Annotated in this window: 20 protein-coding genes; 7 read left to right on the forward strand and 13 right to left on the reverse strand. The window is 60.1% G+C overall.

The features are described 5' to 3' along the window. Positions 1 to 139 precede the first annotated feature (139 nt). Positions 140 to 2,230 (reverse strand): DNA topoisomerase 3, encoded by a 2,091-nt coding sequence (locus tag G3574_RS20060; protein ID WP_163967195.1) that lies wholly within the window; start codon positions 2,228 to 2,230, stop codon positions 140 to 142. 58 nt (positions 2,231 to 2,288) lie between these two features. Here G3574_RS20060 and G3574_RS20065 point away from each other — a divergent pair, with 58 nt between their 5' ends. The 3 genes from G3574_RS20065 (at position 2,289) to G3574_RS20075 (ending at position 4,443) form a co-directional block, all read left to right on the forward strand. Next, positions 2,289 to 3,068 (forward strand): SAM-dependent methyltransferase, encoded by a 780-nt coding sequence (locus G3574_RS20065; RefSeq protein WP_163967196.1) that lies wholly within the window; start codon positions 2,289 to 2,291, stop codon positions 3,066 to 3,068. 109 nt (positions 3,069 to 3,177) lie between these two features. After that, positions 3,178 to 3,684: a hypothetical protein gene (locus G3574_RS20070; RefSeq protein WP_163967198.1), complete on the forward strand. Its 507-nt coding sequence runs from the start codon at positions 3,178 to 3,180 to the stop codon at positions 3,682 to 3,684. Positions 3,685 to 4,104: 420 nt separating this feature from the next. Beyond that, complete coding sequence (locus tag G3574_RS20075) at positions 4,105 to 4,443, forward strand: hypothetical protein (RefSeq protein ID WP_163967199.1); 339 nt, start codon at positions 4,105 to 4,107, stop codon at positions 4,441 to 4,443. A gap of 47 nt (positions 4,444 to 4,490) precedes the next feature. Here G3574_RS20075 and G3574_RS20080 read toward each other — a convergent pair whose 3' ends face one another. After that, positions 4,491 to 5,768: a hypothetical protein gene (locus G3574_RS20080; RefSeq protein ID WP_163967200.1), complete on the reverse strand. Its 1,278-nt coding sequence runs from the start codon at positions 5,766 to 5,768 to the stop codon at positions 4,491 to 4,493. 264 nt (positions 5,769 to 6,032) lie between these two features. On the opposite strand from G3574_RS20080, the gene G3574_RS20085 reads away from it, so the two are divergent. Then, entirely contained in the window at positions 6,033 to 7,616 is a 1,584-nt protein-coding gene (locus G3574_RS20085) for a hypothetical protein (RefSeq protein WP_163967201.1), read from the forward strand. Positions 7,617 to 7,685: 69 nt separating this feature from the next. Here G3574_RS20085 and G3574_RS20090 read toward each other — a convergent pair whose 3' ends face one another. Continuing rightward, a complete protein-coding gene (locus tag G3574_RS20090; protein ID WP_163967202.1) occupies positions 7,686 to 8,246 on the reverse strand; it encodes a helix-turn-helix domain-containing protein in 561 nt (186 codons plus the stop codon). A gap of 32 nt (positions 8,247 to 8,278) precedes the next feature. Here G3574_RS20090 and G3574_RS20095 point away from each other — a divergent pair, with 32 nt between their 5' ends. The 3 genes from G3574_RS20095 (at position 8,279) to G3574_RS20105 (ending at position 12,002) form a co-directional block, all read left to right on the forward strand. Next, positions 8,279 to 8,593, forward strand: coding sequence for a hypothetical protein (locus G3574_RS20095; protein ID WP_163967203.1), 315 nt, complete (start codon positions 8,279 to 8,281; stop codon positions 8,591 to 8,593). A gap of 96 nt (positions 8,594 to 8,689) precedes the next feature. After that, positions 8,690 to 9,682 carry a hypothetical protein gene (locus tag G3574_RS20100; RefSeq protein ID WP_163967204.1) on the forward strand — a complete coding sequence of 331 codons (993 nt, stop codon included), beginning with the start codon at positions 8,690 to 8,692 and terminating at the stop codon, positions 9,680 to 9,682. A gap of 19 nt (positions 9,683 to 9,701) precedes the next feature. Beyond that, positions 9,702 to 12,002 carry an HD domain-containing protein gene (locus G3574_RS20105; protein ID WP_163967205.1) on the forward strand — a complete coding sequence of 767 codons (2,301 nt, stop codon included), beginning with the start codon at positions 9,702 to 9,704 and terminating at the stop codon, positions 12,000 to 12,002. A gap of 24 nt (positions 12,003 to 12,026) precedes the next feature. On the opposite strand, the gene G3574_RS28130 is transcribed toward G3574_RS20105, so the two are convergent. The 10 genes from G3574_RS28130 to G3574_RS20155 all read right to left on the reverse strand — a co-directional run bounded on the left by G3574_RS28130 (position 12,027) and on the right by G3574_RS20155 (position 22,087). Beyond that, on the reverse strand, positions 12,027 to 13,334 hold the full coding sequence (locus G3574_RS28130) for a hypothetical protein (RefSeq protein WP_205609857.1): 1,308 nt from the start codon (positions 13,332 to 13,334) through the stop codon (positions 12,027 to 12,029). Positions 13,335 to 13,535: 201 nt separating this feature from the next. Further along, positions 13,536 to 14,459, reverse strand: coding sequence for a tetratricopeptide repeat protein (locus G3574_RS20115; protein ID WP_163967206.1), 924 nt, complete (start codon positions 14,457 to 14,459; stop codon positions 13,536 to 13,538). After that, on the reverse strand, positions 14,456 to 14,917 hold the full coding sequence (locus G3574_RS20120; protein WP_163967207.1) for a hypothetical protein: 462 nt from the start codon (positions 14,915 to 14,917) through the stop codon (positions 14,456 to 14,458). Before G3574_RS20120 ends, G3574_RS20115 begins: the two co-directional genes overlap by 4 nt. A 121-nt stretch (positions 14,918 to 15,038) precedes the next feature. After that, on the reverse strand, positions 15,039 to 16,226 hold the full coding sequence (locus G3574_RS20125) for a TraU family protein (RefSeq protein WP_163967209.1): 1,188 nt from the start codon (positions 16,224 to 16,226) through the stop codon (positions 15,039 to 15,041). Further along, the gene (locus G3574_RS20130) at positions 16,223 to 17,386 is read right to left on the reverse strand and encodes a TrbC family F-type conjugative pilus assembly protein (protein WP_163967212.1); all 1,164 of its coding nucleotides are present in this window, start codon (positions 17,384 to 17,386) and stop codon (positions 16,223 to 16,225) included. Before G3574_RS20130 ends, G3574_RS20125 begins: the two co-directional genes overlap by 4 nt. After that, positions 17,361 to 17,891 carry a S26 family signal peptidase gene (locus tag G3574_RS20135; RefSeq protein WP_163967213.1) on the reverse strand — a complete coding sequence of 177 codons (531 nt, stop codon included), beginning with the start codon at positions 17,889 to 17,891 and terminating at the stop codon, positions 17,361 to 17,363. Before G3574_RS20135 ends, G3574_RS20130 begins: the two co-directional genes overlap by 26 nt. Then, complete coding sequence (locus G3574_RS20140) at positions 17,866 to 18,447, reverse strand: hypothetical protein (RefSeq protein ID WP_163967214.1); 582 nt, start codon at positions 18,445 to 18,447, stop codon at positions 17,866 to 17,868. Before G3574_RS20140 ends, G3574_RS20135 begins: the two co-directional genes overlap by 26 nt. Positions 18,448 to 18,460: 13 nt before the next feature. Then, positions 18,461 to 20,899, reverse strand: a complete 2,439-nt coding sequence (locus G3574_RS20145; protein WP_163967215.1) for a TraC family protein — start codon at positions 20,897 to 20,899, stop codon at positions 18,461 to 18,463. Positions 20,900 to 21,063: 164 nt separating this feature from the next. Beyond that, positions 21,064 to 21,426, reverse strand: a complete 363-nt coding sequence (locus tag G3574_RS20150; RefSeq protein ID WP_163967216.1) for a hypothetical protein — start codon at positions 21,424 to 21,426, stop codon at positions 21,064 to 21,066. A 61-nt stretch (positions 21,427 to 21,487) separates the two neighbouring features. Then, positions 21,488 to 22,087: a TraV family lipoprotein gene (locus tag G3574_RS20155; protein WP_163967217.1), complete on the reverse strand. Its 600-nt coding sequence runs from the start codon at positions 22,085 to 22,087 to the stop codon at positions 21,488 to 21,490. Position 22,088 lies beyond the last annotated feature (1 nt).

The following is a 22,088-nucleotide window of genomic DNA, read 5'->3' on the forward strand; positions in this document are numbered from 1 at the left end:
AAGGAAGTTTTCGGCTGATCTTAGCAACAAAGCTTTTTTTGAAATAATTATTTCTGCATGAGTTTTTAAAAAAGTTTTTCGGCTTCGCTCGCTTTCCGTTGTGAAATCGGCTGGAAATTGAGAATTTTCAACAGAAATCTTAGAAAAATTCGCCTTTCGTCGACCGTGTTGCTGCCTTCACCGTCCCTTCTGCGCTCTCTGCCATTGCAACCTTTGTATCGCGCTTGGCCGTGGCCGGTTTGCGCGCCCTGGTGCTGCTGCCGGCGCCGCCACGCCTGGTGCCCGTCTTCGCCGTGGACGAACGGCTACGCGACACAATCGCATCCTCAGGGATTTGCTGGGGCGTGGGCATGGCGGCGGCGATGCTGCCATCCTTGAGCTTTGCCATGAGGCGCGTCACCAGGCGGGTGAGCATCGTCTTGAAGGCAGTCTCATCCATGCTGCCTTTCTCCACCTCTTCCAACTGGCCCTCGAAATACGCGGTCAGGTCCACGCGAGACAGGTCGGCATCCAGCGCCTGGTAATAGACACGGGCCTTCTGCGTCGGGCGGTAGACGTTTGCCTTGCCCATTTTTTCTTCAACGATGAAGCCGCCGCTGATGCACTCCGCGATGATAGTGGAGCGCGTTGCGGGCGTGCCGATGCCTTCGGTCTGCTTCAATCGCGCCTTGACCTTGGGGTCTGTGACGAACTTCCACGCCTTTTCCATGGCGTCGAGCAGCGTCGCGCCGTTGTAGCGCGGTGGCGGCTTGGTCTGGTCTTCATGGATTTCGACGGGGTTGGAGCGGCAGGGATCGCCCTTGGACACTAGGGGAAGCGCTTGCTTGTCCTCGTCTTCCGCGCTCTTTTTCAACGGGATCACCGTGCGCCATCCCGTCAGCGCCGGGGTCTGCCCCGTGGCCGTGAAACGTTCTCCTTCTACCAGCGCAGTCAACGTCGTCGTGTCGTACTCGTAGTCCGGGTAGAACTGGGCCAGCCAGTGGGATACGATCAGGCGGTAGACGATCTGTTCCTCGCGCGACAGGCCGGACAGGTCTTTGCGCATGTCAGTCGGAATGATGGCGTAGTGCGCATCGAGCTTGCCATCGTCCCACGCGCCGGATTGCCGAGACGTGTCGGGCGCTCCGTCGAAATCCCACGCCGATCCAAAATTGCCGCGCACCGCCGCCAGCACCTGCGGCGCCTTCTTCCATTCGTCTGTGGGCGCATGGGAACAGGTGGTACGTGGGTAGGTCGTCAGCTTGTGCACATCGTATAGCGCCTGCGCCACCTTCAAGGTCTGGTCCGGCGACAAGCCGAAACTGTGCGCCAGCCGCTGCAGGTCGCCCAGCGACAGCAGAAGCGGCGGCTTTTGCTTGACGCGCTTCTTGTCCGCGACCTCGATGACGCCCATCTTGGTGATCGTCCTGTCCACTACACCCTGCGCGATGCGCCGATCCAGCAACCGGCCCTCGCCATCAAAGCCGGCGCTATCGACCGCATCTTTCGGCGGCACCCACTTGGCAACGAAATTGCCGGCGCGAGTCTTGATCGCGCCCTTTACTATATAAAAGGTCTTCGGTACGAACTGCTCGATGTCCAGTTCGCGCTGCACCACCAGGCCGATTACAGGCGATTTGACGCGCCCGACGTTCATCACCCCGTCGTGGCCGCGAGACTGCCATGCCAGCGTGTAGCCGCGGGTGCAGCTCATGCCGATGACCCAATCGGCCTCGGCGCGGCACTCGGCGGCCAGCGCCAGGCTGCGAAAGGCGGCATCGTCCTTCATCTTCTTGAACGCCTCGCGGATTCCGGCCGGCGTCTGCGCATTGAGCCAAAGCCGCTTGACAGGCAGCCGACAATTCAAATGTTGAAGAATCTCAACAATTATGATTTGTCCCTCGCGATCCGGGTCGCCCGCGTTCACCACGCTTACGGCGCTTTGCATCAGCTGTTTCAGCACCTTCAACTGCGATGTGGCGAACGCATCGGTCTTGCCTGTTTTCTTGTCGGTGCGGACGATTTTCTTCTGCTGCGCCGGGATGATGGGCAGGTCATTCATGCGCCATTTCTTGTATTTCTCGTCGTAGAAGTCGGGATCGGCCTGTTTTAACAGGTGTCCGGAGGCATAGCAGATGTCATATTCGCCGACTTCAAAATAGCCGGAACGGGCTGTCGGACGGCCCAGCGCATTCGCAATATCCTGCGCCAGATTTTTTTTCTCGGCGATGACTAAAACGCGATTTTTCATTAGTTCAAATTTAGAAAATGCTTTACGATGAATTTAATTATCAGAAAAAATTCACAGCTTGGATACTAATATTTTCCTGCATATGCCGATCCAACACCTGCGTTTTGCACCTGCTCCGCCGACGATGTACGTCGATTTCGACGGAATTAAGCTGGTGATTTCCGACGACATGGATCAGCACACGGTCCGAATTCTGGAAGGTCGAAGCGATGTTGCCCAGACCGAATTTCAGGCAATTCGGGATTTTGTTCGCACAGACGATACTGTCATGGATATCGGCGCCGGATCGATGGCCTGTGCGCTCCTGGCGGCACGCCACGCCAGGCGTGTGGTCGCCTTCGAGCCGTCGCCCAAGATGTACGCGCTGGCCTCGGCCAATCTTGACGCCAATCCAAGCCTGAACGTGGAAGCCCATCTGGGATGGGGCGTGGCGCCGGACTACACGCTGACGGCCGCTGAACTGCGCCTGCCCGCCGAGACGCTGGACGAAGCGGCCTTCGACCACGCCTGTCCGGTCGACGAAGGTGCGCGGGTGATGATCCATTCGATGGCCCCGCTGATGGGTTTGTTGCAGCGCGAGCGGCCAAACGTGGTTGTCATCGAGGCACCGGGCATGGCCTCCGCCCTGACCCGTGCGATCGCGTCCTGTCCGGCCAACCTCCTGCCGCGCATCATCATCACGCGTCTGCGCGCGCAGTGGGAATCCTATGACAGCGTGCATCAGACGATTTCCACCATGCGGTTGATGGGCTACCAGCTCTCCCGCTCTTACCTTGGATGCGATGGCTTTGTCTTCCAGGCCGCAATGCCTGGTCGTATTGGTGACGGACTGTCCTGAAAAATGGTCCGCATTTTTATTATTTTTTTCGTTGCATGTCGTCTCGCTAGTTTAAGTCTGCCGGAAAACCGTTCCTAGCTCTGGCTAAACCCTTCATAGGAGAAATACCATGTCTATCACCACCAAGCGTAATTTCAATGCGTCGATCTTCCAGAACAAGAGCGACAAGAACGTGTTCAACAAGTCCAAGACTGAAAAGGTCAAGGCCGATTACCACGGTAACGGCAGCGACAAGGACGGCATGGACAAGGTCGAAATCAACGGCATCAAGGAACTGTCGAAAAACAGTGGCAAGAAACAGATCAGCCTCGTGTTCATCGATCGCACCGTGGAAGGCACCACGTCGTTCTACAACGGCAAGCTGTTCCCGAACGATCGCAAGGAGCAGGACGGCCAGCCGGATTTCACCGGCGTGCTGAACCTGGACAAGGAAACCAACGGCCCGAAACTGCGTCTGGCCGGCTGGCTGAAAAAGACGAAAAAGGACGACGCTTACCTGTCGATCTCCGTTTCCGAGTACAAGAACAAGGAAGAAGCAGCTGAGGATCAAGCTGCTGCCGAAGCCCCTGCGCTCGAGACTGCTGGTGCGCCGGCTGATTCGGATTTCCCCTTCTAACCAAGGGTTCCCTGATCCGCACAACCCCGCTCATGCATTCGCATGGCGGGGTTTTTTCTCGTCTGAATCATTTTGTTTTACTTGCATTTCTGTTTGCTAGGCCGACGCAATCCCGCGCGGTTTCACCAACAGGAGAGCAAACATGGCAAGACAACCTTCAGCACAATCGGGACTGATCGACATGCTGGTCCAGTCGATTCCCGCGACTTCCCAGACGCTGAGCGTCAACACGTCTCCCACGAATCCTCAAACGCCAACCGTTGACCCGTCTCCCACGACATGCAAGCGTTGTGCCCGTTACAAGCCCAACATCTTTGGCGACCACGGCCGCTGCGCGGTTAAGCCTGCGTCCAGCATGATGAAGCCGTGGCACATTTGCACCATTGGCAGTTTCACCGCGTCCGCATGATGGAGGCCGTCATGAGCGCATTCGACTTCTTCGACCTCCCCGCAGTGACCTCAAAACCCGCGCCTGTCCAGAAGAAACACTCCGTTGACCTGGACCGCAAGCCGCGCATTACTGGCGAACTGGTGACATTCCTGAATTATGTGTTCGTCGAGATCCATGGCGGGCACCAGGCCGGGGCGTTGGCGGTTTCCCGTTATCGCGGCCACCGATCAACCATGATCATGGCCGAAGCCGCCGGCGCGGTGAAGACAATCTCGAGCACCAAATACGGCCCGAAGATCAAGCAGTTCTGGGTGCTGACTGACGAAGGCAAGGCTGCTCTCGCCAAATACCGTCAACACCGATTCTGATTTCACCCCGCGCGCCATTGGCCGCGGGGTTGTTTTTTTGTTGGGCGTTACCGTACCGTACCGTTGCTCAGGGCTCGCATCTTTGAATATTGCTGATTCAGTTTCTGAATGGTGGATTGCCGCATCGCTTCCTTTTGCTCGATTGACATATTTGGCATGGCATCGATCTGAGCGTTGATCATGGCCAGCGTCGCCGGCGGAATCAGGGAGGTGTCAACTGCGTCGGGATTCGACTGGGCATGGTTCGCTGGGACGACGGCGTTTACCGATTGCGTGAAACCGGCAGGCATGAATGCCGAGGGGGCTGCGCCAGCCGTAGCGACTGGCGCCGGTGACGCTTGCGGTGCCGGGGCTGCTACAGCGGGAGCCTTGTTTTCCCCACGAATCATACGTGCAATGTCAGGCGAGCCGGATGCCATGGCAATGTCAGCAGGAGCCTTGCCATCCTTGTCCTTGGCGTTAGGATCGATTCCCCCTGCTTCCAGGAACACCTGGACCGCAACATCATCTTTGCGGCGGATCGCGGCAACGAACTGGTCCTGAGAGTGGTACGTCAATCCCATTGCGGCAAGGTTCTTCCGCGCTTCAATCTTTTGCGCAGCGGAACCGGCCGGCGCCGGCTGAGGCGCGGCAGCCGGTGCAACGGGCGCGGCGACTAGGGCAGTACCAACAAGCTGGGGTGCAGGCGGGATGATCGCGGCAACGGCGGCCTTGTCGGGTTCCTGCACTTCCATGCCGGGCACCTCGATCCGTTCAACGAGGACGGTCGGAAGGTTCTCGCGGATCGCCTCGATGCGCTTGTTGATCTGTTGCGTCATGAAGTCGCCGTCCTCGCCACGCACGGCCCGTGTGATACCGTCAAACAGCTTGCCCGTCAGTGGTTCAAGCTTCTTTACCGCCGTCATGAGCACATAGACCTTGACGCCATTCTTGAATGGATAGATACAAGCCTGATAGCGCTCGCCCGTTGCGGCAAAGGCATTTCCGGCCCCGGCCGGCTGCCGAATGATCTCAGCGGACGCTGTCTTGCACTCATATTCGACGACGGGTGTGCCTGACAGGTAGCGTTGCACGCTAATCGGCTCGTCTGGGCGCGCCGGCATGACTGATGGCACGCTGCGCATGTTTGCCGACGCCTTGATGCCCCAGGTAGTGAACGCATCCTTGACCGCGCCTGTGACGCTTTGCGACGTGCCATTGGGGATGACGAGCTCGGCCTTGGCCGTCTGCACTTCAACCTGGGTTCGCACGTCCGCTGCCAGTGCGGCCGACGAAAGAGATACGCCAATTAGGGCGGCGGTCGTTGTCTTAAAAATGGTTTGCATGACTTGTCCTTCTTCTTGTTGGAGCCTGCGCATCCGGGATGCCGATCGGTCTTAATTCCCCAAGTGGATGCCAAGCCGGGCGTGCCATCGGATGAAGCGTCGGGATGGCGCTACAGTTGATCGATTGACATCGATCTGGTTCAAGCCTATCAGAATGCTTTCGTTTGCGAAATTCTTTTTCGTGAATGCTGTTGCGCTTTTCTTTGGTTCTGCATCTCTCCTGCTTTGTCTACCCGTGCGCAAGCACTTCCTTAGGAGAGTCCCATGCAAGTCGACCACGTTAAATCCATGCTGCTCCTGGCACGCATGCTCGCAGCGCGTTACAACATGAAAGTCGTCCTCACCGCTAGCAAGACAGCGTCGGTGACACCGGACACTATCTCGCTTCCACGCAAGTGGGTCGAAGGCACCGCCAAAAGCCGCGAGGCCACGGAAATGCTGGCCGGCGTCCTTGACCACGAATGCGTGGGCCATGCCCGCCACACGGACTTTACCGTGATGCCGAAGTACCGTGCCAAAGGCAGAATGCAGGCGTTCCTGCTCAATGCGCTGGAGGATATTCGCATCGAAACCTGCGCCTCCCGCGTCTATCCCGGCGTTGCGCGCAATCTCGTGTCGATGGTCGATTACCTGTCGAAACAGGGATTTTTCGGTACCGCAAGCCAGGTCGGCGCCAATTCGCCCAAGCACGAACTGGGCAACGCCATCCTTGTGCTGGGTCGGGCCCGGTTGCTGGCCGGTCAGGATGTGCCGCTCGCAGCCGTGGCCAATGCCTATGCGCAGTTCGTCGCTGCGCAATACGGCAGCCTGTGGCCCAAAATCTGGGACCTGGTTTGCAAAGCCCCGGACGCGGAAACCACCGTCGAGGTGGGCCACCTGGTCGATCAGATCTGGAAGCTCATTCGGCAAGTGGCCGGTGAAGATCCCGCCGACGCCAGCGACCCGACAGCAAACCGCGCGGCGCGCCACATCGAGACCGATCCGAACGCCAACATGACCGAGTCCGGCGATATTGGCGAGAAAATCGGGAAGGCGCTTGCCTCCAGCCCGTTGTCACGCGATGCGGGCCAGATTCACCCGTCCAGCCGCAAGGCGCGTGTTGCCCCCATCCCGCAGGAATGGATGGACGTGTCCGCGCGCGTCAAGGCAGCCCTGGGGCGCGACTTTGAGGCGCTGATGGAAGCAAAGACGGAATGCCGCAAATCAGTGGGGCTGACCGGCCGACGCATCCACAGCGGGAGCCTGCATCGGGTGAAGACGCTCGATGCGCGCATCATGATGCATCGCATCATGGCCGAAGGCATCAGCACCGCCGTTTCGATGGTGGTCGATGTGTCGGCTTCCATGAGCGACAAGCTTGACGATGGCACCGGGATTTCCCGCCTGCAGGCCACCGGCGGCGTGATGGTGGCGCTGGCTGATCTTCTGGAGCTGCACGACGTGCCGTTCTCGGCCTGGACGTTTGATGATGGCTACTGCTGCATCAAGCAATTCGATGAGCGATGGGGCAGCCACAAGGGCCGCGACAAGGTGCTCAGTGTGATTGGCGGCTCGACCTACGCCGATCAGGCGCTGGTAGAGTCGTTGGCTGATCTGGCGTGCCGGGACGAGGAGCGCAAGCTGCTTGTGTTTCTGACTGATGGGGACTCGTCCAACATGAAACAGGTTGAGGCCGCGTTCAGGGATGCGGAATACCTGGGCGTCGATATGGCGGTGGTATTGATCGGCAAGGAGTTTGAGCACCATGTCGACCAGTACAAGCGCATTACCGGGCGCCCGCTGTTCGTCACCGATACGATGCAGACCCTGGCAAAGACGGTCATCAACGCGGTGCGCGTATCCATTTAGAGCAGAAAAAAATATCCCCGGCAGGTTCACACCTTGCCGGGGATTTTCTTTTTTAGGACCGTTCAGGAATTAGGAGCCGATTCCCTTTTCGCGGCGAAATTGAGCAAAGCCCAGGCGCGTGCTCAGGCCACGTTCGGTTTCGGCCAGCTTGAGCGAGGTTTCCTGATGGATGACTTCCAGCAGAATCGTCACCATGCTCTTCAGGTCAAGGGCAGCGGCGTTCCAACTCGCCTCGCTGCACATGATGGGGCCGGTATAGGGATCGGACCGCGCACGCTTGAAGACCTCATTGGCTCGCGTTTGGAGATCCTCATCGAAGTGCTGATCTCCCGGCTGCAAAAATCCCGACCAGAAGTAAACCTGCAGGACCGGGACTTCGAGATATTTTGCCAATTTTTCAATAACGTCGCGATCCGTGCCCGCCCACCAGCGGTCGCCGGCCATCAGTGCAGTCATGTGCGGATAGGACACGCCAACGATATCGGCCAGGTCCTTCATGCTGTGGCCATGGCTCGCCATCTTGTTGTGCATCTCGTAAATCAGCCCTGCGCTGCGCTCGCGGAAAGGTGGAACCCGGGAAGCCTTTGGCGTCTTGGCCGATTTGCCCGTCGGGGTAGCTTTTTCGCTCATAGCGTCACTCACTGGTCAAAGTTGCGTCATTGATGTCGGCCATCCGCAGAAAAATCCTATCGGGAAGCGAAAATGGCGTGACCGTGGATATATCTTACGATTATTCAGCAGCAGAAAATTTTCAATGCGCTAAAAAAATAGAGAAAAATTCGAAATTGCCGTCGCATTTTAACCGTCTTGTATACAGGAATAAAGCTATTTCTGTTTGTTCCATAGTAATAGGAGGAAAACGCTGCGTTTGTAAGAAAACATCTGCGTTTTTGCCGGGAATTGAAATTTCTCATCGCATTTGCGATTTTTCGTTGGTGTTGGCACGGCGGCAGCCAGATTTTCGGGAAATTTTTTAAAAAATGAAGGAATAATTATTTCAAATTTAAATATGCGGGTACGATTTTTGAGTCGCATTCTTTCGACAACCAAAAAATCGTGAAAGGGACCCGCACATGGCATCTACAAACCATGTCACATTGCTCTCGCTGAATTCCCGGCGCGAGCCCATCAAGCACCAGTTCTACCGCGGCTTCAAGAACGTCGCCTACCTTGCCGGATACGTCTACGAGATCCGCGCCAACACCATCTACCTGCAAATGACGAACAACGTCAATCTGGTGCTGCCGGTGACGGTGCCGCCGGGCGTGAAGATGCCGTCGAACTTCAAGAAGCGCCAAGCCATCAAGATGGTGTGCCAAGTGCGCAGCATCCCAAACGCGGACGGCTCGCCGGGGTTGGTGATGTATGCGCGCTCGTTCGAGCGTCCCAACGTGCTGGAGCTGCCGCTGCGCTCGGCGTTCGACAAGGCGGTTCCCAAGCAGGCGCACGACGATGTCGAGTTCAAGCCGTATGGCGCGGGATACCGTCAGACCGATGCCTGCAACCAGGTGCATCTGGCCGGGATGGTGGTCGGCGTCAACCAGCGGTCCGTCATGATCAACGAGGACGGCAAATACGTGCAGTCCGCCGCCGTAGACTTCCTGCTGCGCCAGGATGCCGACGAGGCCAACATCGTGCCGGTGCGCTATTACGGCAAGCTCGCCGAGAAGATCGCCAGCCAAGTGCGCCGCGGTGATCTGATCCTCACTCACGGCAAATACCGGGTCAAGCCGATTGAGACCGGCGCGACCGGCGACGACGGCAAGGCCGAAGTCGTGACCCAGCCGTACATTCATATCGACGCGCCGCAACAGCCTTCCGAGTTCGACATCCTCTACATGGCTGAGGACCAGGAGTTCCCGCGCTGGATGATCGAGCTGCACGCGAAGTTCCGCCTGAGCCAGCGCAAGGTTCCGGCACAGCCCGCCGTGGTGGCGCCGGCCGAGGGTGCGCAGCCCGTGGCGGCCAACGATTTGGAAAGCCATCCGAAGTGGGCCAGCTTGACCGAGGAAGAGAAGGAAGCGGCGCGTAGCAGCGAGATTGCGCGCCGCCGCCTGCTGGGTTAATCGATTAGGAGTGCGACCGATGCGCCGACAGCCCATTGTCAAAGCCGCGTTTTGCGTGACGGTATTCTGGTGGTCACTGGCCACCCTCTGGCAAGTCAGTTTCGATGTGCCAGCGTTACTGCGAGGCGAGCGCGTGCTGGATACACACTGGACGCTGTCGGTGCTGGCGGCCATCGCCGGCGGAGTCTTCTGCGGCGTGTTTGCCTCGGTGTTTTCCATCTGGTTCGACCGCCGTGAAACCAGCAAGCGTTTACAAGGCAGCATCCAGCACGGGCTGCAAAGCAGCATCGGCCTGGCTCCCCTGCACTACCATGATCTTCGCCGCGAGGGGGAACCAGCCCAGCGCATCCCCACCGAAGCCGTCGCCACTGTCCCGGAGATCCAGTCCGACGCCACGACCGATTTTCTCGAGCGCTGGCATACGCGGTTTGGCGAGGACTACCCCAAGCACGCGGCGCTCATGGTCGGCATTGAGACGATCCTGATGCAATACCGGCACCTGCCCGCCTCGCACGTGCAAAGCGGCCATGGCGGCAGAACGCTGCTGTCGCACAGCCTGCTGGTGTCGTGGTACATGGACAAGCTCGCGCCGCACCATACCTACGATGGCAAGATTAAATTACCGGAATACACCGTCAACCTGACCCTGCGCAACGAAAGCTACCGCTTCGACCACCTCGACCCGCTTGTTGCGCTGATCGGCCTTGTGCATGACATCGGCAAGATCGAGTGCTATCAGTTCGATGACAAGGGAAAAATCATCGGTTGCCGACCCGATCACGACAGCACCGGCGTGCGCATCCTCGCCCGCATGCCGGAATACTGGGCGCTGCCCTCTGAGGACCGGGAGATACTGAGCGTGGTGGTCAAGTTTTATCATCACCCGCAGGACACGCCGACCGAAGACGGTTTTCTGCCGCTGAGCGACCGGCTCCATGCGCTGCTGGAATTGCTCATCCGGGCAGACACGCTAGCGTCGCGCCGCGAGGCCGGCGAGAACGCACGCATGGCGCAAATGGCGCTGGAGGCTGGCGCCGATCCGATGGGACTGGATGCCGAGCCGGACAAGCGGGAACATGTCTGGAATGCGATTCTCGATGTGCTGTTGCGCAACGAGTCGATCAACGGCAAGGACAAGCACAGCAATGTCGGCATCCGGCGCTTCCATCCGGTGCTCAAGATCGACATGCTGGTGCTGAAGGAGGACGATTTCATTGGTGCGCTATGCGCCGAACTGGGTCGGGAAAACTATACCCCCCAGATTTCCAATGCGGTCAGCGCAATGACCAAGGTTGTATTGCGCATGCTGGACGAAAAGGGCGCGCTGTATACGCAGCAGGAGGCAGGCGGGCGCAACCCGGAAACGGCGCTCTACCGGGTCGAGTTTTATCCACCCGAGAAGTTCTGGGCGGAAAAGAACAAGACGCCAGCCAAGGACGAGGATCGTGGCGACCCGAAGTTCACCTGGGCGTCCTGCATCGTGATCAACCTGTCCGAGCTGATTAATCACTTTGACGACCTTACCTCGCTCGCAAGGCTCGATGACTTCGGGTTCATTCCGGTCATCCGCAACAGCCGTCTGGGCAATGCAGGCAAGAAAAACGCGAACAAGAGTGCCCACGATATCGCGATGGAAAACGAACTGCTCGGGACGGACAATCGAGTGGGACTGGACCTCGCGGATGCGGTGGCCAAGCAAGCCGCGGCGAAGAAAAACACCGAAAAAGCAAACGTCCCGCCGGCCTCTGCGCCCACAGCAGCGCCGACGCCAGTACCGGCACCAGCGCCCAGCGCACCGACAATGCATTCGGTTGCAGGCGGCAATGTGATCAGCATGCGTCGCCTGGCCGTTGCCCCTGAAGCACACTCGCCAGCGCTAACGCCGGTTGCGACTACTGCCCCTACTCCCGCGCCTGTGCCGTCACCGTCGCCTACCCCGGTGCCCACCGAAGCGCCTGTCCCGGTTCTCACTCCAGGCATCACCCCAACGCAAGCGCCGCCGTCTCAAATGTCGCTACTTGGCACGGCCGACACCGATTCGCAGGAAGGCAAGGAGGAAGAGTCTCTTGAATGGCGAATTGAGGATTATCGTTGGCAGCTCAGTGCCCATTTGCCTCGCAAGTGCGCAGACGGCAACGTAAAAACATTAGGCATTGAGAATGGAACCTATGTACTCGAAGTCGAGGCGCTGTGCTCCTGGCTGGCGATGAAATATGACGAGGAACGGATTCAAGAAGTCCTGAGCCTGATCCGGAGCGGCGAGATCAAGGAATGCAAGTTGAAGGCAGGGTTTGCGTTTGTGTCGATCGGTTCGGCTTGACAGGCGGCGAGCTCGCGCCGCCTGTCATTTCACCTTTGCCGTCTTTCTTGCGGCTTTCTTGGCGACTGCCTTCTTTGCCGGCTTCGCAGCCGCTTTCTTCTCCGCGGCTTTGCCGGCACCCATCTTCTTTGCAGCGGGCTTGCTTGAGGTCGTCGCCGACGGCTTCGGCGCAGGGTTGACGGTTGCGATCTTCTTTGCGGCAGGGGTCTTTGCAGAGGTCGCTTTCGTGACCACTGCCTTTTTCGGCACGGCTTGTGCCGCAGGGGCGGCACTGGCAGCGGTCTTGGTGCGAGGAGGCGCCCCGCGTGGCTTGATCCTGAACTGAACCATCCACGCCTCCCCGCCCTCTGCTTGCTCCTTGTGCACTTTCTTCGTCAATGCGCGCACCAGGCGGTCGAGGTCGTACAGATCGAAGATGTTGATCGGTTTGCGGTTCTGGACAAGCCACAGGCGCATCGTCGGATACATCCTGCCCGTGTAGTGGGCGATGGCCCTGATCGTGGAGAATTCATCGGGCATTTGCCACAGCTTCTTCCAGCGCTTGTAGACGGCGGCCATGTCATGCGTGAGCAGCCAGGTCATGTCCGGATCCTTGCGCATGCCTGAAAGCACCGTCTTGGCCCGTTTGGTCAGGGTGCGCGCCAAGTCATCGTCCTTGTGGGCGCCATAGAACAGCGACCGGACCATTTCAGGGCGCTCGTTCACCATTTCCGCGAACTTCGCAATGGGCACCTGGATCTTTTCCCGCATGTCGAACAATTGCTGTGCCGCCTCCGACACCGGCTTGGACGTGGTCCCATCCCGTCGCTGGAAATGGGGAATGGTAGCGGGATCGATTGGTTCGATCTTGAGGTCAGGGTTGATGAGTGATCTGGACACGGGATCTTCCATGGGTTCGGTTGGCATGCCGCGCTGAAGCGGGCGCGATTCCTTCAGCGGCCTGCCGGCGCGGCGGTATGCGGATTCGTCGCGTGGAATGTCCTGCGGCCAGCCAAACGCCGCCAGCTTCTGCTGCACCGCCAACCGGGCCTTGTGCGTGTCGAGGTCAATCTCGATCGTCGCATCCATGCTGTCGCTGACTGCGCCATTGGCTTCGATCAGACGGTGCATCACCTCGTTGACGTCCTCATCGTCGCCCACGGCCAGCGTGGTTTCCCGCACGCCGTTGACCAGGCTGCGCGAACACAACTCGCTGCAGCGGTAGAGCACGGAATACACATTGGCCGGGCTGTCGAGGATGGCAAGCATTTTTTCCTGAAAAACCATCCAGACATCCTGCTTGAGGTCATCCAGGTCAACGCCGAACTTGTCCGCATTGCGTGACAGGATCATCCGTACGCGCGGGCACCGATTATACGCGCCTGCCAGTTCATTGCGCCGGTTGAGCCACTGCGAAGGCTTGATTGAGGCGAGTGCTTTTTCCAGAAATCCGGCCTGCCGCACCGTCGGCGCGGGCATTTCAACGATATTTGTACTCATTTTCAATAAATTTTATTTTATGCGGAGTCCGAAGCGTCCCCGGCGAGACCAACCCTATTGCGTCAAGGTATTGAGTGGTACCCGATAATCTGTCCGGGGCATGGGTCGACCATATGATTTCAGCCACGCCATGGCCATGTTCTTGGCGCTGTTCTGCTTGTCCCGAGGGAGCTTGGACATGGCTTCGTTAGCGAGCTTCTTGAACTGCGGGTTGTTTTCCGACGCGATGAGCAGCCATTTCGCGGCATTGACCGGATTCTTTTCGGTCAGGCCATGGTCGACCATCGACAGGCGCGACAGGATGTACATCGCATCGGTGCTGCCCATCTTGGCGGCGGCTTCGAGCTTGATCTGCGCCTCGAATGGGTTGGCCGCCACGCCAATGCCGTTGGCCAGCATGGCGCCGAGCTTGTAGAGTGCATACGGTTCCTTGTGCGCAGCCGCGGCCCGGTACCAGCGCGCTGACTCGGCCAGGTCCTGCGCCACGTTGCCGAACCCATACTCGAACAGGTTCGCCAGATTCATCGCGGCCGGCACGAACACCTTGGTTTCGTCACCGGCGGCGGCGGAAAACCACTTTGCCGCCTCGTGCGGATCGGACTCGACGCCATCATCGCCGTAGAGATAGATCAGGCCCATGTTGTACGCCGCCAGCGGGTTGCCCGTGATGGCGGCTGAATCGGACGCAATCTTTGCCGCCTTGCGGTAGGCTTTCATCGCGATCTTGATGTCGCGCCCGGCCTTCGGCGCCTTGCCGGTGTGGTGCAGCCAGCCAAACTGCATCGCGCTCCAGCGGTCGCCGTCGTTGGCGCGGGAACGCAATTCCTCCAGCGCGGCCTCGCTTCCGGTGGCGGCGGCTCGGCTAAGGTCATAGGCGCGCTTCTGTCCGCCGTCCAGGAAGGGAATCGTCTGCGCGGTGCCAGGCGCCGCGAGACAGGCGCCAAGCAACCCAAGGAGCAGGATTCGCCGTTTCGTCAATCGCCCGAGCATTCATCCCCCACGCAGTAACCCCGGTCCACCGGCGCCATGCCCTGGCAATTCAGCTGCATGCCGGCTGCGCTGAGCTGGTTCATGATTGCAGGAGTGCAGGCGGTGGTAAATACGGCCTGCCCTTGCGACAGGCGCTGGAATTCGTCGCGCTGCTCCTTTGTCCACTCCTTCTTTGGTGCGAGCCGCATCGGGTTGCTGATGTCGGCCGGCAACTGCGCCGGTGCCTGCATGGTCAAGGCTTCCAGATCGGGGTGGCGCTCATTGCTGCGGTTGGAGAACAGTTCCCCGGTCTGGCCGGAGACTTCGGCGCTGCGCGCGGCGGTTGCCGCGTTGCCCGACATGGAAAAGCCCTCGGCCGTGCCCGTGATTGGCGGCGGCGGCTTCTTCTTGCGGTTGGGATCGGCCTTTTCCGCGTCGGTCAGCGGAATGGGCTCGAATCCATACACGCGCGTTTCCTCATCGGTCCAGCCAATTCCCGCGTAACACGGGTGCATCAGATCCAGAGCGGCGCAAGCGACCAGGCAGGCAAGCACTCGGTGCATATTTTTCCTCTTTGCAAATGTTCGGTTACAACAGGCAGCAGTCCACCCAGCGCCAGATCAGGTAGGCCTGGTCCTCGCCGGTGATCTGCTGCTTGCGATGCGGCCCCCACTTCGCGTCGGACTCGCCTACGCGGTGCGCGCAGCGCGACAGCAGCATGCCGATCGGCGACGATTCGATCATGCCGCCCGACGGCGCCGTCACGGTGGCAACCCCTACCCCGCTTTCCGGGACCGGGAATAGCTGTGCCATCTTGAACTCGGATTTCTGCACGTAGGGGGTGTAATGCGGCGAGCACCCGCCCTGGGCGACGCTATTGCCCATGGTCGTGATGCCGTACTTGGAAAACATGCCGCCGGTCAAGCGCGAGATTGCACCCATTGTGAACATGGCCCGCGCCGCGATGAGCGACGATCCCGTGACCACGTTTTGCGTGCCATAGGAGCCCGTCAGCGGGTAGGTGCGGCCCCAGCATCCCATGCTCCAGAACAGGAAATCGTCCAGGCCGGTGCCGAACCCGGTGGTCGCGGCCGCACAGGACGCCGCGCCCGTCAGGGCGGAAAGCGGCGTGGCGAACGCAAACGCCTCCGGAAACAGCAGGTTAGACAGGTCGGCCCGTGTCCAGAACGGCAGGAGCAGCGAGCTCATCAGCGATTCGTACGATGGCCCCAGCGCTGCGCACTGGGCCATGCCAAGCATCGCGGCAAAGACCGGCCCGAGCGGGAAGTCGTACATCATGAAATGGCGGAAGCCGCCGCCCGGCTCGCCGCCCGTGTTCTTGGCGGACTCGCCGCCGAAGCGGCTCAGCGGCGCCACCGCCTCGCCAAAACTCAGCCCCTCGAGCATGACCACGCACCCCGGCGCGCGCGTGGCTTCGATCACCTGGATCGGTATCCATGCTCCGCGCAGAAAGCCTGGGACCGGCACGCATACCCCAAGAAAGCACTCCCAGCAGAAACAGCCGCCCGGCGGGAAGCTGTAGCTGGCTGCCGCCGGCGGCGGCGGCACATCGGTGACATAGGGCACGTCATACATCCCCATGAGCCGGATCGGGAACATGCTGTCGTAGCAGAAGTCCGTGAACAGACCGGCCGGATTGGCGCTGCTGCAGCCAAGCACCGGCGTGGGTGTCGGCGCCTGCGCCTGCGCCGAGGGGGACGTCAGAGCGGCGCATACCACGAACGCGGCGAGGAAAAGGCGAAGAAGGTGCTTCACTGGAAGCCTCCTTCCACGCGCGGCGCAAATGTTTGCACCAGCAATTGCTGCTTGTCCGCGGTCAGCAGCGCCGGCACTGCGTGCAGCTGGAAGCGCGCCACCGATACCGGATCGAGCATGACCACCTTCACGCCGAGTTCCCGGATGCCCTGTTCCTCGTAGCGCGACACCATGACGATGCCTGCCGGCCATTTCTGCAGCCAAGTCTTGACCATCTTGCGCTGGCGGGCGTCGGCGGGGTCCAGCACCATGATTGCGCCGCCGGGCACCTGCGCGCGCTCGAGCGGGTTGATGCGCGTGCCGGCCTTGACCACGATCTTGTTGTCCTGCCCGCGCACGTCCTGGGGAAAGGTGATCGACAGGTCCACGTAATAGCGCTCGTCCGACAGCGAATAGGGAAGCTGATGGCCGGTCTCGATCTTCTTTTGCATGTCAGTGGCGAGCTCGCGCTGCCAGGCCTGCCAGTCGTGGGTAGCCACGGCCTGCTTCATCCGCTGGGCAATATCCTCCTCGGCAACCGGCCACATCGTGCCGATCTGGTGATTGGCCCGGCCCGCCTGGATTTCCTTCATCGCCATCGCGATGGACGGCGCCCCATTGACCTGGTACCACTGCTTCTTGTGCTGGCCGAACACCACCGGCACCGCGCCAATCCTGTAGTTCGCGAAGGCCTGCGGCAGGATGAACACGTTCGGCGTCTGGCGCACATCCTTCGCCGGCACCAAGTCGACGATCCGCTTCAAGGTGTCCTTCATGTCATTGTTGAACGTGCCGCGAAGCAAGAAAACCACGTCCTTCTTGCCGGCGCCTTCCTGCAGCAGGTAGCGCAGTTCGTCATTGGGCATGCCCAGGCTGATGAATACGATGGACAGGGCGTTCCTGATCTGCTCGCCGGTCGGATTGCCGTCCGGTGCAGTCTGCGGCGCCATGCCCATGGCGGTGATGGCTTCCTTGGCCGCGCGCGGGTCGTGCGCGGACTCCTGCTGTTTCTTCAGGAAATCCATCAACCCCTGATCGGCGGCATTGCCGCTTCCGGAGCGGTAGGTCTCCAGTTGCGCCTTGTGCTGGCGGATGGTGCTCATCAGGTCGGTGTCTACCGTCTGCGCCAGCGCGGGAATGGCTACCAGCAGCGCGCTACAGAACCCAAAGCATTTTTGCAACAATCTGATCCCCTTTGATCAATCCCCAGTAGCGTGAGTCGTAGGAGCGGTACTCACTGCCGAACATGAAATATTCGTTTTTGCCGACCGTGTAATGCGTATCCCATGCCGTGACGGGCTTGTTCAATGTCCGCGCCCCATAGCGCACATCGCCCAACACATTCCCATTGACGCGGACCACGCCCTGCGCAATATCGACGACATCCCCCTCCCGGGCGGCGGCAATCTTGACCACCACCGAGCCGTCCTTCATGGGCGGGATGCCCTTGACCCGGAACGCCACCAGTTCCCCGCGCGCGATCTCGCCAGTGTCATAGGTACCGGCATACAGCCCCCACGGCAGGCAGGCAATGCGTTGCTGATCGAAAAACAGCGAACCGTGCTTCTTGACTTCCGCCAGCCCGGCGCCGGCCGCGACATACAGCAGCGGCGCGGCCAAGAGGACGGCCAGCGCGAGCCGTCTGTTGCGCGGCGGCAGGCTAGTCCAGTTTCGAGCCGGGTTCATTGGCGGCCTTGCCGGTGGGAGCGGGAACGGGCGACATGGCTGCCGGATCCGGGCGGGGCGTCTTGCGGGTGGCAGGCTGGGACAGGTCCAAGCCGATCGCGCGGGCGACATCGGCGGTGATGTCCTTGGCGTCGTTGGCCAATACGACGGCATCGCGGCGCACCAGCAGGCATCCCCCGGCGAGCTTGGCGACTTCCGCGTCCAGCGTACTGACTTTGGCGCGATAAGTGGCGTCAGCGGCGTCCAGGCTGGACGATGCCGTCTTGTCCATCATGTCGGAGATCATGAACCGCGTCAGCTTCGGCATGTCGATCGTGCGCATGCAGGTTGGGCCCGTCGAGCCGGCCGCCCACGCCTTGTACCCCGTCAAGCCGGCAATGACCAACGCCGCCGTTGCCATCGCCAGCGTCAGATAGCCACCATCGCCGGACGACTGCTTGGCGGGTGCTGCGGGAAGTGCCGGTGCGGCAGCCGCAGCAGCGATGGCAGGTGTCGCCTCGGAAGGTGCCGATGGCTGCACAAGTGAGGTTTGCGGTTGGGACGGCGTGTCGCTCATGCGTGTTCCTTTCTTAAACGGATTCTGTGGCGCGGATGGCCGCGGTCTCGGCATCCACAAACTGGCGGACCGCTTCGATCACGTCGTCGCCCCGGTCGAGCGCGTCGAGGATCTGCTGGCGTTCCTGTCCTTCTGTCGAGAAAAGCACCTGGTTAAAGCGCGGCTCCATCAGGCGTGCCACGCCGGATCCACCCGGTGTCTTGAAGTGCAGTTCGGAATACCCGGCTTTTCCCTTGACGGTATGCAGGCCGCTCAATTGCGCCGCCTCGTAGTCGTCCATTTCCGTCCATTCCTGCTTGCGCGCGGCCGAGATTGCCTCGACGTTCTGCTCCATGACGATGCGGGTATCGGACGACGCGGCAATGGACTGCCCGTGCTTGCTGCCATAAAGCTGGGACAGGCTTTGCAGGATCAACCCGACCGAGCCGGATTCCTTGCGCACCTTCGAGTAAAGCGCGGCCAGGAACGCCGAGAATCCCTCGTCGCGCATCAGGTCGCCGCCCTCTTCCACGATCAGCATTTTCCGAACGGCGGTGTCCTTCTGGTACATCATGGCCTCGACCTTGATCATCACTAGCTGCTGGATGACCTGTTGCAAGTGCGGTTTGGTATCGAGGCCTGCCATTTCGATGGTGGTCAGCTGCGCATTGGGACTGAAAGAGTTCGGGCCGCGGAACCAACTACCGTAAGGCCCCTGATTGGTGAACGAATAGAGTCGTTTTGCCAGTTCCTTGGACTGTGCGTCGTCCGCCTGCCGGTTGAGGTACTCCCACAGATGGGTGATCTCCAGCGCCCGGCCCTTCGTGCGGTAGACGCTCTTGATCGCCTCGGTCAACCGGGTATTTTCCGCGTCGGTGGTCGGATGGGTCGGGTTGCACATTTTCGACAGCAGCCGCACCAGCACGCCGATGCTCTCGTCGATGTTGTAGACCTCGGAGAAAGGGTTCAGGCTGCAGAAGACCTCGTCGGTGAACTCAATGTATTCCCCGCCGTGGGCGCGGGTGAATTTCGCGTGGCTGCGCCGCTTGTCGACAATCCAGATTTGCGTCCCCAAGGCGAGGTAGTCCTGAATCATCCGCTGGACCGCAAACGATTTGCCTGCGCCGGATTTGGCGGTGAGCGTCCAGTTATAGTTGACGTTGTAGGGCGAGAACAGGTCGTAGCTGAAGGTGCGGCCGCGTCGCGTGACCAGCAGGTGCGCGTCGCCATAGCCCCGCCACTCGTCAATGACCGGCAAGAACCGCGCCGCCTGGCTCGATGCCATCGTCTTGAAGCGATGGGTATTGCGCACGCTCGCCACCGTCGGGCATAGCGGCATCGCGTTGTAGATGCTTGGCCAGACGATGAAGCGCTCCGGGCGCATGTCGAAGTCGAATGTCTGGTACATGGCCGACAGGTCCTTCATGCGCTTTTTCAGCGCGCGCGGATCCTTGCTGAAGACAGTCACCGTCGTATTGATCTCGACAATGTTGTTGCCTTCATCCACCGCGCCAAGGAGTACGTCAAAGCCTTCCTTCTTGGTGCGCAGCGACGGCACCCATTTCATCATCTGGCCGTACGCTTGTTGCGTGACCAGGACGCTCTTGGCGCGCATCTTGCCGATCTTGGCGTTCTGATCGGGGAAGTGGATAGTGGTCGTCAGGGCATAGGGCATGTTGATCTGCGTGCCCATGCCGTCCGGCGTGCCGCGCATCAGGTCCATCACGGCAATCGAGGCACGCTTGGGATAGCGTTTGACGGTCAGGACGCCCATGTGCTGCCGGCCGCCATCGCCATTGGCGTCCACGCGAACGGAATCGGCGCGCACCTTGATGCGTGCCCCCGGCGCGGCAAGCTGGTCACGCAACAATTCATTGTCGTCGTAGCCGACCTCCCATGTGCCATACATATTGAGGTAGCGCCGCATCAGCGCGAGGTAGCCCTCGATGCCAAGAACCGTCATGCGCATGGAAGCGGCTTCGTACATCGCCATGACGCGGTCGCGCAGTTCACGGAAATCCTTGAGCTCGTCTTCGCGGGGCACCGGAAAACCCTTGATCGGCACCTTGATGGCGACGTAGTGCAGCGTGTCCATGATGGTGGTGCGCACGCCGCTGGTAATGGCGCGGGTGGCGGCGCGTTCGATGAAGTCGGCGCGCTCGAAACACGCCTGCCCGGCGATGGGATTGCCGCCTTCGGCGTACATGCGCGCCGCGCGGTAGGGTTCGAGTGCATTATGCAGGTCGGGGATGCCCAACTGGATGTCCTGCAAAAAGGTGCCCGGCGGGTATGGCTCCGCCAGCAGGTTGTCCAGCATCTTCTGGGTTTTTTCGTTGGCGCCCGTCAGGAAATTCCCGGCCAATACCGAACCGATATGGCCGTCCTCGAAGAAAAAGATATCGCGGTCGACCGCAAGGCAATTGAACAGGTCGGCAACCTTCCGGCGCTCCAGCATTGCCTCAATTCGCTGCATGACACCCATAACGCATCCTCTGAATCAAACGAATGCGATGAGCCTAGCATCAAACAAAAAATTGAAATAATCTTTTTTTCACAAAATGCGACGGGCAGAAAAAAGCCGCCCGAAGGCGGCTCGAAACCCGTTGAAGGGGTGAGGAGACAAAAGGAGCAGGAACGTCAGAACGTCGCGGAGAAGATGCCGACCAGGATGCCCGGTCCATAGGCTGCCGAGAGCGCGAGGCCCAGTCCGAACACGATGCCTGCAATGGAACCCTTGATGAGGCCGGCGGCCAGCGCAATGGCAAAGCCCAGCAGCGCCAGGAACTTACCGGCAGAGCCTTCCATCTGGCCGCGCACCCACGTGACCAGCGTGTCGAAGTCATCGGCGGTAGCGGTAGACGACGACGTGGCGTCAGCCGAATTGAAAAACGTCAACACGGCAAAGACCGCGACGAGGATGCCGAGCGTGATCAAGGCATGCCGTGCGAATTTGCGGATCTTGGCGGCGTCGAGAGTCGGAGCAAGGGTCAGGTGTTGCATGGGCGGGTTCCTTTTGAGTGAGGGTATCGGAAATGTAGCCGATTTTTAAAAAAAGAAATAATTAATTCTGCATGTTTCCAGGCTTTGGCAGGGCGACGGGTGTCGGCTCGCCGTTGCTGCCAGCGCCAGTCGAGCCTGTAGGCAGCGCAGCTGGCTTGGCCGGGACCGGTGCGCCCGGCGCGGCCTTGGAGACGAACGGCTTGCCTGATGATGTCACCATGGTCGCGTCTTCTGTGTTTGGCAAAATCCGGTAGGCGGTCACGATCTGCCCCGGCGGCTGCTTGCTCTGGTTGACGCCAGCCCAGCGGCGCGGGGTGACTTCGGAAAAGACGAGAGAGGGATAGTTCAGGTTGCCCGAGGCGTCCACCCACTTGTTGACCCAGACCCGCATGACTTTGGCCGGCTCCAGCACTGGCATCGGTTGCGCGACCGGCTGCGGCAGGGATACCGCAACGGCCGACACCGGCGCGTCCGCCATCGCCTTGTCCGACTGCCCCTGGGCCGCGAACTGGGTCGTGTGGTTCGACATCGAATAGGCGCTGCGAATGGAGGTGCATGGCACGCCCATGCCGTTGCCGCAGACGGTTTCATTGCTTCCGCCGATCAGCGCGGTGCATCCTGACAGCGTCGTGAGAATGGCGCAAAGTGCTAACAGTCGCATG

Origin of the sequence: Noviherbaspirillum galbum (assembly GCF_010974945.1) — a bacterium.
Lineage (GTDB): Bacteria > Pseudomonadota > Gammaproteobacteria > Burkholderiales > Burkholderiaceae_D > Noviherbaspirillum > Noviherbaspirillum galbum.

Bases quoted from the DNA above. Each gene is read 5' to 3' on its own strand.
- G3574_RS20105 (WP_163967205.1), top strand. From the start codon at position 9,702: ATGCGCCGACAGCCCATTGTCAAAGCCGCGTTTTGCGTGACGGTATTC.
- G3574_RS20080 (WP_163967200.1), bottom strand. From the start codon at position 5,768: ATGCAAACCATTTTTAAGACAACGACCGCCGCCCTAATTGGCGTATCT.
- G3574_RS20145 (WP_163967215.1), bottom strand. From the start codon at position 20,899: ATGCAGCGAATTGAGGCAATGCTGGAGCGCCGGAAGGTTGCCGACCTG.
- G3574_RS20085 (WP_163967201.1), top strand. From the start codon at position 6,033: ATGCAAGTCGACCACGTTAAATCCATGCTGCTCCTGGCACGCATGCTC.
- G3574_RS20155 (WP_163967217.1), bottom strand. From the start codon at position 22,087: ATGCGACTGTTAGCACTTTGCGCCATTCTCACGACGCTGTCAGGATGC.
- G3574_RS20090 (WP_163967202.1), bottom strand. From the start codon at position 8,246: ATGAGCGAAAAAGCTACCCCGACGGGCAAATCGGCCAAGACGCCAAAG.
- G3574_RS20150 (WP_163967216.1), bottom strand. From the start codon at position 21,426: ATGCAACACCTGACCCTTGCTCCGACTCTCGACGCCGCCAAGATCCGC.
- G3574_RS20070 (WP_163967198.1), top strand. From the start codon at position 3,178: ATGTCTATCACCACCAAGCGTAATTTCAATGCGTCGATCTTCCAGAAC.
- G3574_RS20100 (WP_163967204.1), top strand. From the start codon at position 8,690: ATGGCATCTACAAACCATGTCACATTGCTCTCGCTGAATTCCCGGCGC.
- G3574_RS20095 (WP_163967203.1), top strand. From the start codon at position 8,279: ATGTCGGCCATCCGCAGAAAAATCCTATCGGGAAGCGAAAATGGCGTG.
- G3574_RS20140 (WP_163967214.1), bottom strand. From the start codon at position 18,447: ATGAGCGACACGCCGTCCCAACCGCAAACCTCACTTGTGCAGCCATCG.
- G3574_RS20075 (WP_163967199.1), top strand. From the start codon at position 4,105: ATGAGCGCATTCGACTTCTTCGACCTCCCCGCAGTGACCTCAAAACCC.
- G3574_RS20135 (WP_163967213.1), bottom strand. From the start codon at position 17,891: ATGAACCCGGCTCGAAACTGGACTAGCCTGCCGCCGCGCAACAGACGG.
- G3574_RS28130 (WP_205609857.1), bottom strand. From the start codon at position 13,334: ATGATCCTGTCACGCAATGCGGACAAGTTCGGCGTTGACCTGGATGAC.
- G3574_RS20060 (WP_163967195.1), bottom strand. From the start codon at position 2,230: ATGAAAAATCGCGTTTTAGTCATCGCCGAGAAAAAAAATCTGGCGCAG.